Annotated in this window: 14 protein-coding genes, 1 tRNA gene and 1 pseudogene; 10 read left to right on the top strand and 6 right to left on the bottom strand. The window is 55.7% G+C overall.

The window, feature by feature from the left end; genetic code table 11:
• Positions 1 to 64 precede the first annotated feature (64 nt).
• The gene (locus ACR0DS_RS19465) at positions 65 to 793 is read left to right on the top strand and encodes an ATP-binding cassette domain-containing protein (protein WP_480560704.1); all 729 of its coding nucleotides are present in this window, start codon (positions 65 to 67) and stop codon (positions 791 to 793) included.
• Positions 793 to 1,428 carry a glutathione S-transferase family protein gene (locus ACR0DS_RS19460; protein WP_480487068.1) on the top strand — a complete coding sequence of 212 codons (636 nt, stop codon included), beginning with the start codon at positions 793 to 795 and terminating at the stop codon, positions 1,426 to 1,428. The genes ACR0DS_RS19465 and ACR0DS_RS19460 overlap by 1 nt, the downstream gene beginning before the upstream one ends.
• Before the next feature lie 262 nt (positions 1,429 to 1,690).
• On the opposite strand, the gene ACR0DS_RS19455 is transcribed toward ACR0DS_RS19460, so the two are convergent.
• Together ACR0DS_RS19455 and ACR0DS_RS19450 are read right to left on the bottom strand one after the other, a co-directional pair.
• The gene (locus tag ACR0DS_RS19455) at positions 1,691 to 2,038 is read right to left on the bottom strand and encodes a cupredoxin domain-containing protein (protein ID WP_480484585.1); all 348 of its coding nucleotides are present in this window, start codon (positions 2,036 to 2,038) and stop codon (positions 1,691 to 1,693) included.
• A complete protein-coding gene (locus tag ACR0DS_RS19450; RefSeq protein WP_480556396.1) occupies positions 2,038 to 2,559 on the bottom strand; it encodes a DUF4142 domain-containing protein in 522 nt (173 codons plus the stop codon). Before ACR0DS_RS19450 ends, ACR0DS_RS19455 begins: the two co-directional genes overlap by 1 nt.
• A gap of 136 nt (positions 2,560 to 2,695) precedes the next feature.
• Here ACR0DS_RS19450 and ACR0DS_RS19445 point away from each other — a divergent pair, with 136 nt between their 5' ends.
• Positions 2,696 to 3,649 (top strand): AraC family transcriptional regulator, encoded by a 954-nt coding sequence (locus tag ACR0DS_RS19445; RefSeq protein ID WP_480495906.1) that lies wholly within the window; start codon positions 2,696 to 2,698, stop codon positions 3,647 to 3,649.
• On the opposite strand, the gene ACR0DS_RS19440 is transcribed toward ACR0DS_RS19445, so the two are convergent.
• The 3 genes and pseudogenes from ACR0DS_RS19440 to ACR0DS_RS19430 form a co-directional block, all read right to left on the bottom strand.
• The gene (locus ACR0DS_RS19440; RefSeq protein WP_480560678.1) at positions 3,640 to 3,816 is read right to left on the bottom strand and encodes a hypothetical protein; all 177 of its coding nucleotides are present in this window, start codon (positions 3,814 to 3,816) and stop codon (positions 3,640 to 3,642) included. The genes ACR0DS_RS19445 and ACR0DS_RS19440 overlap by 10 nt on opposite strands.
• 35 nt (positions 3,817 to 3,851) lie before the next feature.
• A pseudogene (locus ACR0DS_RS19435) lies at positions 3,852 to 4,049 on the bottom strand (DUF6538 domain-containing protein); the annotation flags it as partial.
• Positions 4,050 to 4,271: 222 nt separating this feature from the next.
• A tRNA-Leu gene (locus tag ACR0DS_RS19430) sits at positions 4,272 to 4,358 on the bottom strand.
• 201 nt (positions 4,359 to 4,559) lie between these two features.
• On the opposite strand from ACR0DS_RS19430, the gene ACR0DS_RS19425 reads away from it, so the two are divergent.
• A complete protein-coding gene (locus tag ACR0DS_RS19425) occupies positions 4,560 to 5,543 on the top strand; it encodes a complex I NDUFA9 subunit family protein (RefSeq protein WP_480560680.1) in 984 nt (327 codons plus the stop codon).
• Here the strand turns inward: ACR0DS_RS19425 and ACR0DS_RS19420 are convergent, their stop codons facing one another.
• Positions 5,544 to 6,347: an undecaprenyl-diphosphate phosphatase gene (locus tag ACR0DS_RS19420; RefSeq protein ID WP_480560682.1), complete on the bottom strand. Its 804-nt coding sequence runs from the start codon at positions 6,345 to 6,347 to the stop codon at positions 5,544 to 5,546.
• A 230-nt stretch (positions 6,348 to 6,577) separates the two neighbouring features.
• On the opposite strand from ACR0DS_RS19420, the gene ACR0DS_RS19415 reads away from it, so the two are divergent.
• From ACR0DS_RS19415 to fzlA, 6 genes are all read left to right on the top strand, one after another.
• Positions 6,578 to 8,011: an NAD(P)-dependent oxidoreductase gene (locus tag ACR0DS_RS19415; protein ID WP_480560684.1), complete on the top strand. Its 1,434-nt coding sequence runs from the start codon at positions 6,578 to 6,580 to the stop codon at positions 8,009 to 8,011.
• Positions 8,012 to 8,035: 24 nt separating this feature from the next.
• Entirely contained in the window at positions 8,036 to 8,473 is a 438-nt protein-coding gene (locus tag ACR0DS_RS19410) for a GFA family protein (RefSeq protein WP_480487077.1), read from the top strand.
• A complete protein-coding gene (gene gltB, locus ACR0DS_RS19405; protein WP_480560686.1) occupies positions 8,470 to 13,002 on the top strand; it encodes a glutamate synthase large subunit in 4,533 nt (1,510 codons plus the stop codon). The genes ACR0DS_RS19410 and gltB overlap by 4 nt, the downstream gene beginning before the upstream one ends.
• A gap of 181 nt (positions 13,003 to 13,183) precedes the next feature.
• Entirely contained in the window at positions 13,184 to 14,098 is a 915-nt protein-coding gene (locus ACR0DS_RS19400) for a Hint domain-containing protein (RefSeq protein ID WP_480560688.1), read from the top strand.
• A gap of 39 nt (positions 14,099 to 14,137) precedes the next feature.
• Positions 14,138 to 14,872, top strand: coding sequence for a monofunctional biosynthetic peptidoglycan transglycosylase (gene mtgA, locus ACR0DS_RS19395; RefSeq protein ID WP_480560690.1), 735 nt, complete (start codon positions 14,138 to 14,140; stop codon positions 14,870 to 14,872).
• A gap of 58 nt (positions 14,873 to 14,930) precedes the next feature.
• On the top strand, positions 14,931 to 15,596 hold the full coding sequence (gene fzlA / locus ACR0DS_RS19390; RefSeq protein ID WP_267363152.1) for an FtsZ-binding protein FzlA: 666 nt from the start codon (positions 14,931 to 14,933) through the stop codon (positions 15,594 to 15,596).
• Positions 15,597 to 15,598 lie beyond the last annotated feature (2 nt).

The raw sequence follows: 15,598 nt of genomic DNA, 5'->3' as shown, positions 1-15,598 counted from the left end.
GCTTGCTGCATCATCAGAACGCGGCGTAGATTGAAACTGCGGCGAGCCTGATCCTCCTAAGCCAATCAAACGCTCGTGTTCCAAATCATTCGATGACGGACAATTTGGTGTTGTCGGTGAAAGCGGCTCAGGGAAGTCAACGGTCGCGCGGTTAATCAGCGGACTTTACGCGTTAGATGGCGGAGAAGTTGAGTTCGCCGGTACAGTCGTGAGCAATCCGTTGGACAAGACTGCACAAGCGAATTTTCGTCGCGACATTCAGATGATTTTTCAAGACCCTTACTCATCTCTTAATCCGCGTATGAAAGTGTTGGATCTCATTGCTGAACCCATCCGTCACCACAAAATTCTGGGAGGCGATGAGTTGACGAAACGTGTGCATGAACTCTTGGATCAAGTTGGACTTGGCGCCGCAGCGGCCGGAAAATTCCCTCACGAGTTTTCAGGGGGACAACGCCAGCGGATTTCGATAGCGCGGGCACTGGCGACACAGCCACGCTTTTTGATCTGCGACGAACCTACTTCTGCGCTGGATGTTTCTATTCAAGCACAGATCCTCAATATCCTGAAAGATCTGCAGCAGCACCTTGGCCTGACAATGCTGTTTATCAGCCACGACCTTCCTGTTGTGCGCCAGATGTGTGACCGCGTCGCAGTTATGCAATCTGGCCGTATTCTTGAAGTACAGGAAACCGCAGAGTTGTTTACCAATCCCCAGACCTCATACACAGAGGAACTGCTTTTTCTGATGCCTCATCTTGAAGGGTTGTCGGAAGAAGGTCTCGAATTCTGATGATTAAATTCTATGGATACAACACTGTAAATGCTCTGAAGGTTCTGATGATGCTATTGGAAACAAAGCTCGAATACGAGTTTGTTCCAATCGATATCAGAAAAGGAGAACAGCACCGGCCTGAGTTCCTGAGGTTGAACCCGGCCGGTAGAACGCCGGTCATAGATGACGGTGGATTTGTACTCACTGAATCCAACGCCATTCTTTTGTATCTCGCTCGAAAAACCGGATGGGGACTTGTCGAAACGCCGACGGGTTTGGACGAGATTAATTCTTGGTTGTTCTACCAGTCTTCGTCTCAAGGGCCCTACTTTGGTCAGGTTGAGTATTGGTCTGGTCTTGCAGAAAACCCCAACCCAGAGGCGCTTGCGTTGTATAACTCAATTGCTAATCGTTCTATCGCGTATCTGGACAGCATATTGGATGACCAGCAGTACCTTTGCGGCAATTCTTACAGTGTTGCAGATATTGCCTTGTTCCCTTGGATTAATGACCACAACCATCTCTGCCTTTCACTTGAGAATGCACCGAATGTTACACGTTGGATGGAGCATATTAAGGCAAAGCCTGCGACGGCAATGGCGTGCGAATTCTTCGGGTGCGACGCGTTATTTCAATCCAAAAGGAAAACGTGACAAAACAGCAGGATTTTAGGAATGGAATTGGTCCGCCGCCGAATATCACGGCAACTTCGCACGTATACTCTGCCTCCGACACTCCCTCGTTCTTGCAGGTGTGATTTTCGTATTCTTCGGCCGCGGGTTGAACAGACGCGCCGGGTGGTAATCTCACCGAAAATTTGGGGCGTTTAGAAGTAGGTTTTTACGGATGAATGAGGTGACTCTGATGAAGAAATCAAAGCACGGCGACGCTCAGCTCCCCGCGTGTAGCCGCTGATTAATCTTTCACTACGATAGCCCCCTTCATATGCGGGTGAAACACGCAGAAATAGGCATAAACCCCGGGTTTGTCGAATACCACGGCTGCCTTTTCGTTCCGCTCTAGCGGCCCGGTGTCCCAATCTTGCATCTCTTGTTCCGTTGCGGTGTGAGGCGCGATGTCCAGATTGGTCCAGATCACCTCATCACCGACCGAAACTTCGAGTTTCTCAGGCGCGAACTTGAATTTGCGAATAGAAATCTGATGGCTGGTTGCCCCGGCGGACGCACCCAATGCGCCAGCCAGAAGAGTAAGCGGTGCCGCACCCAGTACGGCACCAAACTTTCTGCGTGACAGTACAGCCATCAGCCGCAATCCAGCCCAGACACCATCTGTTCGGCGTGGCCTTCATGCTGTTTGAATGTGGCAAGAGCATCCTGCAGCAGGTTGGTGAGCGGCTCAACGGTGGTGTTGGGGATGAACTCGTCCTCAACCGTTTTGTTCACGATCTGATGATAAGCGAGCTCATTCTGAGCGTAGGCGCAATCAAAGGCTTTACCGCGCAGCCCGCTCAGCTCATCGCGTTTCTCGACCGAACCTTTAACCAGGGCCTGGCTGAGGGCGTTGTCCTGGGGCGTTACATTCAGTTGTTGGATCAACGCCCCTGCAGCTTGGTTCACGGCCGCATGATCACGGATCATTGTGTTCGCAAAATCCCGAACGTCGTTATTGTCGGACACAGCAAGAGCAAGATGCGCATAGCGGATGTCGATTTCACCGGCAGTATACGCTGTATGCGCGATTTCAAGATCGTTCATCTTGTTCTCATCTGCAACAGCAGCATAGCCGACGACGACAAGAGCAGCAGAAAGGAAAGCGGTTTTCATCTGGAATCTCCAAAGTTGATTGAAGCCCTGATATGCGTACAGTTTGCCTTGTCTTTGAATTACCTGCCGTCCAGAAGACATGCCCTATCGTTCGAACATGTAGACAGATATCGAACTCTTGGTAATATCAGCAACCATGCTTGATCTGCTAAGTGATATTCTGACCCGCCTGTCGCTCAAGGGGACACTGTATTTCCGCACCAGCCTTAGCGAACAGCCCTGGGGGATCCAGGTGCCGGCGTTTCAGAACGTGGCCCGGTTCCACTATGTACATCGCGGTGAGTGCGTAGTGCGCGTCGCAGGAGAAGATCGGGCGCTACGCCTTACCAAAGGCGATCTTGTCCTGGTTCCACACGGGGCGGCGCATACGTTGAATTGTCGTGTTTCGGGCCCGGAAGACGCCTTGCCGCTGGATGACGTGCTGGAAAGGTCCGGCTATGATGGTAAGGGTGTTCTGGTGTATGGCGGCAACGACCCCAACATGGAAAACCAGCTGATTTGTGGTCATTTTTCACTAGCCGAAGGATCAAGGCATCTGTTGCTTGACCGATTGCCGCCAAGCATTGTCATCCGGGATTATGGCGCCGAGGCCAGCGATTGGCTGGAAGCGACGTTGCGCGTGATAGGGTCCGAGGCAGGGTTCGGCCGTTTTGGAGGTGATTTGATTGCGCTGAAGATGTCAGAGGCGATTTTTGCGCAGGCTATCCGGTGCCATATCGAAGATACCGCCAGAACAGGGGGGAAACTCGCAGGTTTCGCCGATGTTCATCTTACCCGCGCATTGACGGCGTTCCATAATGACCCGACAGCGCAGTGGAGTGTCGATTCTTTGGCCAACAGGGCGGCATTGTCTCGGACAAGTTTCGCAATGCGGTTTTCCGAGAAGCTTGGGATCACACCGATGCAATATGTGACTGCATGGCGTATGCAGATTGCCCGCAGCGCGTTGGTAGAGAAAGGTGTCAGTGTTGCCGAGGCCGCGGATCTGAGTGGGTATTCCTCGGAAGCAGCGTTCAGTCGCGCATTCAAGAAAGAGATCGGGCAACCGCCTGCCAGATTTCGAACCTCTGCGTTACCCACTCAGGTCTGAACGATCTGCAATGTTGCCGGGTATGCATTCATTCCACCGACAGTGATCAAAAGTACCTGTTGCTGAGGAGCACACTTTTCCGTCGCAAAACAACGGAGAAGAAAGTTGCCGCTATTTGCCACCAAAGAAATATCCGCCCTTATCGATAATCCCGCCGCCATCGCCATGATGGTGCCTCCTTTTGTTCTCGGACTGGGCATTTTCAACCTCTGTCTGACGTCAGACAGACTATTCGAGCGCGACCATTTCCTGCCTGCTTTCGGGGTCTTTTCCCATCAACCTGAAATACTCTTTCGGCCCTTCTGACACTTTTCCAGAACCTATCTTGTTCGGTGACTTTTCTGTGAGCCAGAACAGTCGCTTCCTTGGGGTCTTTCGTTTGGAGAGAAAATCGAGTTCGTTTCGATTGCTTAGCTTGGGGTAGTGCTTTCGAACGTCTTGGGGAACACGCCTACGAAATTACCAAACACCATTGGAGCTCTTTTGTTCAATGTATCTAGCCATGATCAGAATCGCTTCTGCTGCAAAGATGATTAGAGGCATTGCGTCACCTCTTGTGTCACCTTTACAGGTTTGAACTTTCCGCTAAGCTCTTGTGATTTATATATTTTTGAGGAAAAGATGGTGCCCAGGAGAGGACTCGAACCTCCACGTCCATACGGACACTAGCACCTGAAGCTAGCGCGTCTACCAATTCCGCCACCTGGGCAGGTGTCGTGGAGCGGCGTTTAAGCTGACTGGCGGGGGGCGTCAACCGGATTCTGAATGAATTTTGAAAGTTTTTTGAATTCGGTTTTCGAACTGAGATTTTGGCCTGAATATTTCATGACCGGCGCGGCGAATTAGTGCCTTGTTTGGCTGGCCTGCGGGCGTTAGTTCTAGGGCGCAATTTCTCAGCAGGAGCCCTCTCATGTCGAAACTGGTGACGATTTATGGCGGATCGGGATTTGTCGGCCGCTACATCGCGCGGCGCATGGCGAGTGAGGGGTGGCGTGTGCGGGTGGCTGTACGACGCCCGAACGAAGCCATGTTCGTGAAACCCTACGGCGCCGTCGGACAGGTTGAGCCTGTGCTGTGCAATATCCGCGATGACGCCTCGGTCGCGCTGGCGATGCAGAGCGCCGATGTCGTGGTGAACTGTGTGGGTGTGCTGAATGAACTGGGCAAGAACGCGTTTGATGCCGTTCAGGCCGAAGGAGCCGAACGTATCGCGCGGCTTGCAGCCGAGCAGGGTATCGAACGGATGGTTCATATCTCGGCGATTGGTGCAGATGCAGGTTCAGCCAGCGAGTACTCTCAAACCAAAGCGCAAGGCGAAGCAGGCGTTTTGAAGCATATGCCCAATGCCATGATCCTGCGCCCGTCGGTTATCTTCGGAACAGAGGATCAGTTCTTCAACCGTTTCGCCGGGATGACCCGCATGGGTCCGTTCCTGCCGGTGGTTGGTGCCGAGACCAAATTCCAGCCCGTTTACGTGGATGACGTGGCCCAGGCAGCGGTCAAAGGCATTCTGGGGCAGGCTGAGCCGGGCGTGTACGAGCTTGGCGGGCCGGAGGTGAAAACCTTCCGCGCCCTGATGCAGCAGATGCTTGAAGTGATCCACCGACGGCGCATCATTGTCGGTCTGCCGTTCTTTGCTGCCCGGATTATGGCGGGCGTGCTGGATATTGCGAAATTCGTCAGCTTCCAGCTGTTCCCGAACAACATTCTGACCCGCGATCAGGTCAGGAATCTGCGTCATGACAACGTGGTATCTGACGACGCCAAGTCCTTTGCGGACCTTGGCATTGCGCCGACCACTCTGGAATCGGTGCTGCCGGAATATCTGTGGAAGTTCCGCCCATCGGGGCAGTATGATGACAGTCAGAACTCGGCGAAAAACCTGCGTATCTGATCAGCTGTAGGCCATGAACAACAATGCCGCGCCCAGAATGACGCGGTAGATCACATAGGGCGTAAAGCTGACACTGCGCAGCAATCGCATCATAAGGCTAAGCGCCAATAGTGCCGAGACAAAAGCAAATGCCGCGGCAATGGCCCCATCCCGGGCCAGTTGCGCATCAGCGTCGCGTATCACATCCAGTGTCAGCAGTGTGCCAGAGGCCAGAATGGTTGGGATTGACATCAGCATGGCAATCCGCGCGCCGTCTTCTCTGGTATAGCCCAGTTGACGTGCCCCTGTAATGGTGATCCCGGACCGCGATGTTCCGGGGATCAGCGCAAGAACCTGCCACAGCCCCATGACGAAAGCATCGCGAATACCCCAATCAGACGCCTCTTTCTTTTGGGGGCCTTTCTGGTCAATCCAATAAAGCAGCAGGCCAAAGCCCAGCATCGTCCACCCGATTACAGCGATCGAACGCATGGCCTCGCTTAACCCGGTCAGATGAAAAATTAGACCTGCAATCACGGTTGGAAGTGTCGCAATGATCAAACCAAGAGCCAAACGGGCCTGCGGCGTATCTGTCCGGCCGGTCAGGGCGCGCGGCACCCCGGCAAGAGCCTGCTTCACATCCGCCCAGAAATACAGAACGACCGCTCCAAGGGTTCCCACGTGCACCGCGATGTCTATGGCCTGACCCTGATCCTGAAGGCCCGACAAGTTCGGCAGCAGGATCAGGTGACCCGAAGACGAAATGGGCAAAAACTCAGTTATTCCCTGAATGATTGCCACGAGAATCAGGTGGAAAAGACTCATCTGCCCTGCCGTGCTGCCGCCACGTTTTTTATGTGGTGTATGGCTATAAGGGTGGTGGGGAAAAGGAAAGTCTTCATATAGGTCCGAATCGTACCTAAAATTCCTTTAAGAATTACAGATTTCGAGTGGGGGGGTGAAAAATTCCCACAATAGGTCAGCATATATGACTTTTCATCTGTTTGCGCATCGCATAAAGAAATCCAACAAAGCCAATTCATGGAGTCTGACCCGTGGCCAAGCAACCGATGCTGAAATTTGTGCAGATCGACCGCGTCATGCCGGAAAAGCGTGCCGCCAATGACCGCAGAGAAGACTTTAACGAAATTTATGCCGAGTTCGCCGCCGAGAAAGCAGCCGAACAGGCCAGCCGTTGCAGTCAATGCGGTGTGCCCTACTGTCAATCGCACTGCCCGCTGCATAACAACATTCCCGACTGGTTGCGGCTGACTGCAACGGGACGGCTGGAAGAGGCTTACGAAACCAGCCAGGCGACAAACACCTTCCCCGAGATTTGTGGCCGCATCTGCCCGCAGGACCGTTTGTGCGAAGGAAATTGCGTGATCGAACAATCCGGCCACGGAACGGTCACCATCGGCACGATCGAAAAGTACATTACCGACACGGCGTGGGACAAAGGCTGGGTCAAACCAGTGGTCCCTGCGACAGAGCGCCGTGAAAGCGTCGGCATTATCGGTGGCGGGCCGGGTGGTCTTGCCGCGGCGGACATGCTGCGTCGGGCCGGTATTCAGGTCACGGTCTATGACCGCTACGACCGTGCGGGTGGGTTGCTGATGTATGGCATTCCGGGCTTCAAGCTTGAAAAAGAAGTCGTCCAGCGGCGCAACGACCTGTTGGCTGACGGCGGTGTCGAGTTCGTTTTGAACTGCGACGTGGACGCCGCAAAATTCGCTGAAATTCACGCCAAGCATGACGCGATCATCATCGCAACGGGCGTTTACAAGTCGAGGGATCTGTCCATGCCGGGCAGTGGTCTTGCCGGGATCGAGAAGGCAATCGATTTCCTGACGGCATCAAACCGTAAAAGCTTTGGTGACACTGTTGAGGATTTCGACAACGGACGGCTGAATGCCGAGGGCAAGAAGGTTGTCGTGATCGGTGGTGGTGACACCGCGATGGATTGTGTGCGTACGTCGATCCGTCAGGGCGCGACATCGGTCAAATGCCTGTACCGTCGTGACCGGGCAAACATGCCGGGTTCGCAGCGCGAGACACAGAACGCCGAGGAAGAAGGCGTGGTATTCGAATGGCTCAGTGCACCCAAGGGGTTCACGGGCGACGACAAGGTTTCTGGCGTGATGGTGCAGAAGATGCGTCTGGGGCAACCCGATGCATCTGGTCGCCAGGCCCCCGAAGTGATCGAAGGCGCGGATTATGTTGAGGGCGCCGATCTGGTGATCAAGGCATTGGGTTTTGAGCCTGAAGACCTGCCCACCTTGTTCGGGCAGCCCGACTTGCCTGTCACCCGATGGGGAACGGTCAGGGCAGCATTCCAGACCGGGGAAACCGAAATGGATGGTGTGTACGCGATCGGGGACATCGTGCGCGGTGCCTCACTGGTCGTATGGGCGATCCGCGACGGGCGCGACTGCGCTGACGCGATCATCGACCGGTTCAACGCCAAAACTGCCGTGGCGGCGGAATAACCCCAGTTTTCAGGAGGGTTCGAAATGTCGGAACTTCAAGGCCAATGCATGTGTGGCGCGGTCACAGTCACCGCCACCCCTGTGCGGGATGCTCTGGGGGCGTGTCACTGTGATCAATGCCGTCGGTGGACCAGTTCGATGCTGGTGACCTTTCAGGCGAAAGAAGGCTATGCAGCGCTGGGCCCGGTCAAGACATTTACCTCGTCCGACTGGGCAGAACGTGCTTTTTGCGGCGAATGCGGATCCTCGCTCTGGTATCGGATCACGCTGCCGGGTGAGATGCACGGACAGACACAAATGGCGGCTGGCCTGTTTGAAAATGCAACAGGTAACCCGCTGAAACTTGAACTTTATATCGACAAAAAGCCCGAGGGATACGCGTTCGCAGGTGAACGTCGGCAAATGACCAAAGCCGAGGTCGAAGCCATGTATTCCCCCTCTGACGAAGGAGACAGCCAATGACCAAATATGATGCCGATTGGGTGCGGGCAGAAGAAGCAAAACGCAAGTGGATGGCCGAAAATGGTCTCTATTCCGAGGCAGAAGAGCATTCTTCGTGCGGTGTGGGCCTTGTTGTGTCCGTGGATGGCAAACGGTCGCGCAAGGTGGTGGATGCCGGGATCGATGCCCTGAAAGCGATCTGGCATCGCGGGGCCGTTGACGCGGATGGCAAGACCGGCGATGGCGCGGGCATCCATGTGCAGATTCCGGTTCCCTTCTTCTATGATCAGGTCCGCCGCACGGGTCACGAACCCAAGCTGAATGAGCTGATTGCTGTTGGTCAGGTTTTCCTGCCCCGCACCGATTTCGGCGCGCAGGAGCGGTGCCGGACCATCGTCGAAAGCGAAGTTCTGCGTATGGGTTACTACATCTATGGCTGGCGACACGTGCCGGTCGATGTGACTTGCCTTGGGGAAAAGGCCAACGCAACCCGCCCCGAGATTGAGCAGATCCTGATCTCGAACTCCAAGGGTGTGGACGAAGAAACTTTCGAGCGCGAGCTCTATGTCATCCGTCGCCGCATCGAAAAAGCGGCTTTGGTGTCGGGTATCTCTGGTCTTTATCTTGCGTCGCTGTCCTGCCGGTCGATCATCTACAAGGGTATGATGCTGGCCGAACAGGTCGCTGTATTCTATCCCGATCTCATGGACGAACGCTTTGAATCGGCATTCGCGATTTACCACCAGCGTTATTCGACCAACACGTTTCCGCAATGGTGGCTGGCGCAGCCATTCCGCATGCTGGCCCACAACGGCGAGATCAACACCCTCAAGGGCAACGTCAACTGGATGAAAAGCCATGAGATCCGGATGGCCAGCGGAACCTTTGGTGACTATGCTGAAGATATCAAGCCAATCATCGCAGGTGGTTCGTCAGATTCTGCCGCATTAGACTCGGTTTTCGAGGTTCTGGTGCGCGCGGGGCGGTCGGCCCCGATGGCAAAAACCATGCTGGTTCCGGAAAGCTGGTCCAAGCAGGCGGTCGAGCTGCCGCAAGCGTGGCGCGACATGTATTCCTACTGCAACTCGGTGATGGAGCCATGGGATGGCCCGGCCGCGCTGGCGATGACCGATGGACGCTGGGTCTGCGCCGGTCTGGACCGGAACGGGCTGCGCCCCATGCGGTACGTTGTGACTGGCGATGGCCTTGTCATCGCAGGATCCGAGGCCGGAATGGTGCCGATCAACGAAGCTACCGTGACCGAAAAAGGCGCGTTGGGGCCGGGTCAGATGCTGGCGGTCGACATGAAAAAGGGCAAGCTGTACCGCGATACCCAGATCAAGAACAAGCTGGCCCGCGCGCTGCCATTTGGCGAATGGGTTGGCAAGATAAACGATCTGGACGAAACGCTTGCGGGTGTGAGCGAAGTTCCGATCTTTGCGGGTGGCGAGTTGCGCAAGCGCCAGATTGCTGCGGGATACTCGGTGGAAGAGCTGGAACAAATCCTTGCTCCGATGGCGGAAGACGGCAAGGAAGCCCTGGCATCCATGGGGGATGATACGCCCTCGGCTGTTCTGTCAAAGCAATACCGCCCACTCAGCCATTTTTTCCGTCAGAACTTCAGCCAGGTGACCAACCCGCCGATCGACAGCCTGCGTGAATACCGCGTGATGTCGCTGAAAACCCGGTTTGCCAACCTCAAGAACGTGCTGGACGAAGACAGCAGCCAGACCGAGATCGTGGTTCTGGAAAGCCCCTTTGTCGGCAACGCGCAATGGGACAAGCTGGTTGAGAACTTTGATGCGCCGCTGGCGGAAATCGACTGTAGCTTCGAGGCTGGTCAAGGCGCATTGAGCGCGGCTTTGGCCCGTATCAGAGCCGAATCCGAAGAAGCTGTGCGATCTGGTGCCGGGCATATCGTCTTGTCTGATATGCGGTCGGGCGAGGATCGGATTGCGATGCCAATGATCCTCGCGACCAGCGCTGTGCATTCCCATTTGACGCGTCAGGGTTTGCGGACCTTCTGTTCGTTGAACGTCCGTTCGGCTGAATGTGTAGACCCGCATTACTTTGCCGTTCTGATCGGCTGTGGCGCGACTGTGGTGAACGCCTATCTGGCCGAGGATTCTTTGGCTGACCGTATCGATCGCGGTTTGCTGGACGGAAGCCTGACCGAAAACGTCGCGCGCTATCGCGAGGCGATCGATCAGGGCTTGCTGAAGATCATGGCCAAGATGGGCATCTCGGTCATTTCGTCTTATCGCGGTGGTCTGAACTTTGAGGCCGTTGGCCTCAGCCGTGCCATGGTGGCCGAGTATTTCCCTGGAATGACCAGCCGTATCTCGGGCATAGGTATCAAAGGTATTCAGGCCAAGGCCGAAGAAATCCATGCCAAGGGTTGGAACAGCGGTCTGGATGTGCTGCCCATCGGTGGTTTCTACAAGGCGCGTAAGTCAGGTGAGACCCACGCGTGGGAAGCGACCTCGATGCACATGATGCAGATGGCCTGCAACAAGGCTTCGTATGAGCTGTGGAAACAGTATTCAGCCAAGATGCAGTCGAACCCGCCAATTCATCTGCGCGATCTGATGGATTTCAAACCGCTGGGCAAGCCGGTGCCGATCGAAGAGGTGGAATCGATCACCTCGATCCGCAAACGCTTTGTCACGCCAGGTATGTCGCTGGGTGCATTGTCGCCAGAAGCGCATAAAACACTGAACGTGGCGATGAACCGGATCGGTGCGAAATCCGACAGTGGCGAAGGTGGCGAAGATCCGGCACATTTCGTGCCTGAACCCAATGGCGACAACCCTTCGGCCAAGATCAAACAGGTGGCTTCAGGTCGGTTTGGTGTGACTGCGGAATACCTCAACCAGTGTGAGGAGCTTGAGATCAAGGTCGCTCAGGGTGCAAAACCCGGCGAAGGTGGTCAGTTGCCAGGTATGAAGGTCACCGACCTGATCGCGCGCCTGCGCCATTCGACCAAGGGCGTGACGCTGATCTCGCCGCCGCCGCACCACGATATCTATTCGATCGAGGATCTGGCGCAGCTGATCTACGATCTGAAGCAGATCAACCCGCGCTGCAAGGTGACGGTCAAGCTGGTAGCGTCCTCGGGCGTTGGCACGATTGCTGCCGGTGTAGCCAAAGCGAAAGCGGATATTATCCTTATTTCGGGTCACAATGGCGGTACAGGCGCGTCGCCTGCGACCTCGATCAAATACGCTGGTCTGCCGTGGGAGATGGGCCTGACCGAGGCGCATCAGGTTCTGGCGATGAACAACCTGCGCGACCGCGTCACCCTGCGGACCGACGGTGGCCTGCGCACGGGGCGCGACATTGTCATGGCCGCGATGATGGGGGCCGAGGAATTCGGCATCGGTACCGCTGCGCTGATCGCCATGGGCTGTATCATGGTGCGTCAGTGTCAGTCGAACACCTGTCCGGTGGGCGTGTGTACGCAGGATGAATCCCTGCGCGCCAAATTCACCGGCAATGCGGATAAGGTCGTCAATCTGATCACCTTCTACGCGCAGGAAGTGCGCGAGCTGCTGGCCAGCCTCGGCGCGCGTTCGATTGATGAAATCATCGGTCGGGCCGATCTGCTGGCTCAGGTCAGCCGTGGGTCCGCTCATCTGGATGATCTCGATCTGAACCCGCTGCTGATCACTGTCGATGGGGCACATAACATCATCTACAACCGCGACAAAGAGCGCAACGCGGTGCCGGATACGCTGGACGCCGAAATTGTTCGTGATGCGGCCCGGTTCCTGAAGGATGGTGAAAAGATGCAGCTGTCTTATGCAGTGCAGAACACACACCGGACCGTTGGAACCCGAGTGTCCAGCCATATTGTGCAGAATTTCGGGATGCGGAACACCTTTCAGGACGACCATCTGCATGTGAAACTGCAGGGCTCGGCCGGGCAATCGCTGGGAGCTTTTGCGGCCCCCGGTCTGAAGCTGGAAGTGTCGGGCGATGCCAATGACTATGTCGGTAAGGGCCTGTCCGGCGGTATGATCGTCGTGCGTCCACCGCAGGTCAGCCCGCTGAAAGCAGATGACAACACGATCATTGGCAATACTGTGCTCTATGGCGCCACCGACGGGTATCTGTTCGCGGCCGGTCGCGCCGGTGAACGCTTCGCGGTCCGGAACTCTGGTGCCAAGGTTGTTGTCGAGGGATGCGGTTCCAACGGGTGTGAATACATGACCGGCGGTGTCGCCGTTATCCTTGGAACAATCGGAGCCAACTTTGGCGCGGGCATGACAGGCGGCATGGCCTATCTGTATGATCCCGAAGGCAAGGCTGAGGCGCTGATGAACAGGGAAACGCTGGTCACTTGCCCGGTCACTGTGGATCACTGGGAAGAGCAGTTGAAATCACTCATCATGCGCCACGCAGCTGAATCGCAAAGCCGCAAGGCCACTGACATTCTTCAGCACTGGGAAGTGGAAATAGGCAACTTCCTGCAGGTTTGCCCGAAGGAGATGCTGAACAAGCTCAGCCACCCGCTGAGTGTTGAAGCCAAAGCAGTTCCGGCGGAATAAGCCGAAACCTATTGTCTCTAAAAGCCCCGCGTGTCATTTGCACCACGCGGGGTTCGTATGTTAACGACGTTTCAGTGCAGGTCTTGCCCGATTATCCGAAAATCGCCAATCTTTCTTCACACTCAGGCGACAATCATGGGCCGATCTAGGCGCCAGATGATAAGCAAACAGGGGCAACCGGATGCCAACACCGTATCAGGATCAGTTTTATACTTTCGATCCAGCAAACCCGCCACCTGCGGGAACGGCAGTCACTGTTAGCAGCTTCACTTTGATCGATGCAGATGATGACAACGAAATCGATGCGCCAAGTGGCGATACCGTCAACGGTCAGGACGTCACGAATTCCTGGCCAGGGGACACTGTTACCATCAACGTGGCGGGCGTCGGGAACGTAACCTATACCGGCACCACGTTTTATCTGGCTGACGGATCTCGGGTTTTCACACCGACAGACGGCCAGGTCCTGCAGCCGGGAACATTTGTTTCAGCCACCTTCGTCAACACACAGGGGCCGCTGAATGTCGGCAATCTGGGTCCGCCCTGTTTCACGCCGGGCACCATGATAGCGACCCCGGAAGGCGAACGTGCGGTGGAAGATCTTAAAGTCGGCGATCTGGTCACGACCGTGGATCATGGCCCCCAGCCTTTGATCTGGGTTGGGCGTACAGTGGTGGCCGCCGAAGGAAAGCTGGCCCCGATCCGGTTTGAGGCCGGAGTGTTTGACCTGGATCGTCCGCTGCTTGTTTCGCCTCAGCATCGGATGCTGGTTGAAGACTGGCGGGCCTCGTACCTGTCTGGGCACGCTGAAGCGCTGATTCCGGCACATGCTCTGGTCAATGGAAAAACGGTGACCCGGGTGGAAGGCGGCGAGGTGGAGTATTTCCACCTTTTGTTCAAGCAGCACGAGATCGTCATCGCCAATGGCGCCAAAAGCGAAAGCTATTATCCGGGGCACGCGTTGTCGGCCTCGGACCGCGAAACGCAGAGCGAGGTCCTGCACTTGTTCCCTGAGTTGGCAGGTCATGATCCGATGTCGGTAGAAACCGCACGACCGGTTGTTCACCCGCGCGAAGCGCGCGCTTTCGCGATTTAGGCCGTTTCAAACCCGGACCGCGCGTCGTATAGCTGAGGCATGGCGAAGAAAGCAGCCCGCAAATCAAGCGGTAAGAAAAACAAGGCATCCAGCAGAAAAACACCTACGGTGCGTCAGATTCGCCGTTGGCTGACTCGTGCGGTTGCGGCAATTGCCGGAGCTTTGCTTGCGATAATCCTGTTGTATTCGGTTGTGAACCCACCCGTAACCCATACGATCTGGTCGGAATGGCGCCGTTTGGGAAAGGTTGAGCGCGAATGGGTGCCGATCGAGGACATGGCTCCGATCATGGCGCGTTCGGTCGTGGCAGCAGAGGATGCAAATTTCTGCCTGCACTGGGGATTTGACGTAGAGGCCATTCGCGATGCGCTTGAGGATGGCGGGAATCGCGGCGCCTCGACGATTACACAGCAAGTTGTGAAGAACGTATTTCTTTGGCAAGGGCGCAGTTGGATACGCAAGGCGTTGGAAACTTCGATCACACCTGTGGTCGAGATTTTCTGGAGCAAGCAGCGAATTCTCGAGGTCTATCTGAACGTTGCCGAAACCGGGAATGGTGTTTTTGGGGTCGAGGCTGCCGCGCAACGGTATTTCAACACCAGCGCCTCAAAACTGACCCCAGTTCAGGCGGCGCGGATTGCCGCCATTCTGCCGTCACCGCGCAACAGATCGGTCACTGACCCGACGGCGCAAACGCGCAGGCGGGCGGCATCTATTCTGGATGGGGCGGCCACCATCCGCGCAGATGGTCGCGCAGATTGTTTCGAGGATTGAAACCCGTCGCCTGCCAAGGCTAAATCTGTCGGGTACTCACTGGTTCGATTGGAAGCCCATGGCGCGTCTGTTTCATGTTCCCCTCTCTCCATATTGCCGCAAGGTTCGGCTGTCTCTGGCGGAAAAGAAGATCGAGGTTGAGCTTGTCGAAGAGCGATACTGGGAGCAAGACCCCGACTTTTTGCGCCGAAACCCCGCGGGTAAAGTACCAGTACTGCGTCTGGACGGACAAATGATGTCGGAAAGCGCAGCGATCTGTGAATATATCGAAGAAACCCGCCCCGAACCGCCATTGATGCCAAAAAGCCCCGAAGCCCGATACGAAGTGCGGCGCCTTGTTGGTTGGTTTGACGACAAATTCCATCATGAGGTGACGTCGAAGCTGCTGTACGAACGGGTAAACAAAAAAGTGACGGGTCAGGGCTATCCGGACAGCAAGAACGTCAAACAGGGTGCAAAAGCGATCAAGTACCATCTGGATTATATGGCTTGGCTGTTGGATCACCGCCGGTGGTTGGCCGGTGACCAGATGACACTGGCTGACTTCGCGGCAGCGGCGCATCTGTCTTCGCTGGACTATATCTCGGACGTGGATTGGAACCGCAGTCAGGTGGTCAAGGACTGGTATGCGAAAATCAAATCACGCCCTGCGTTTCGCTCTATTCTGGCGGATCAGGTGCCGGGTTTCCGGCCGCCGCCCCATTACGCGGATCTGGATTTCTGATA

It is taken from the genome of Ruegeria sp. AF5, from assembly GCF_056541905.1.
This window is presented reverse-complemented; position numbering and strand designations above follow the sequence as displayed.

What these genes read in the sequence shown, in the direction of transcription:
- ACR0DS_RS19425 (WP_480560680.1), top strand. Translation starts at nt 4,560, where the DNA reads ATGTCGAAACTGGTGACGATTTATGGCGGATCGGGATTTGTCGGCCGC.
- ACR0DS_RS19455 (WP_480484585.1), bottom strand. Translation starts at nt 2,038, where the DNA reads ATGGCTGTACTGTCACGCAGAAAGTTTGGTGCCGTACTGGGTGCGGCA.
- gltB (WP_480560686.1), top strand. Translation starts at nt 8,470, where the DNA reads ATGACCAAATATGATGCCGATTGGGTGCGGGCAGAAGAAGCAAAACGC.
- fzlA (WP_267363152.1), top strand. Translation starts at nt 14,931, where the DNA reads ATGGCGCGTCTGTTTCATGTTCCCCTCTCTCCATATTGCCGCAAGGTT.
- ACR0DS_RS19400 (WP_480560688.1), top strand. Translation starts at nt 13,184, where the DNA reads ATGCCAACACCGTATCAGGATCAGTTTTATACTTTCGATCCAGCAAAC.
- ACR0DS_RS19445 (WP_480495906.1), top strand. Translation starts at nt 2,696, where the DNA reads ATGCTTGATCTGCTAAGTGATATTCTGACCCGCCTGTCGCTCAAGGGG.
- ACR0DS_RS19450 (WP_480556396.1), bottom strand. Translation starts at nt 2,559, where the DNA reads ATGAAAACCGCTTTCCTTTCTGCTGCTCTTGTCGTCGTCGGCTATGCT.
- ACR0DS_RS19440 (WP_480560678.1), bottom strand. Translation starts at nt 3,816, where the DNA reads ATGGCGATGGCGGCGGGATTATCGATAAGGGCGGATATTTCTTTGGTG.
- mtgA (WP_480560690.1), top strand. Translation starts at nt 14,138, where the DNA reads ATGGCGAAGAAAGCAGCCCGCAAATCAAGCGGTAAGAAAAACAAGGCA.
- ACR0DS_RS19460 (WP_480487068.1), top strand. Translation starts at nt 793, where the DNA reads ATGATTAAATTCTATGGATACAACACTGTAAATGCTCTGAAGGTTCTG.
- ACR0DS_RS19420 (WP_480560682.1), bottom strand. Translation starts at nt 6,347, where the DNA reads ATGAGTCTTTTCCACCTGATTCTCGTGGCAATCATTCAGGGAATAACT.
- ACR0DS_RS19410 (WP_480487077.1), top strand. Translation starts at nt 8,036, where the DNA reads ATGTCGGAACTTCAAGGCCAATGCATGTGTGGCGCGGTCACAGTCACC.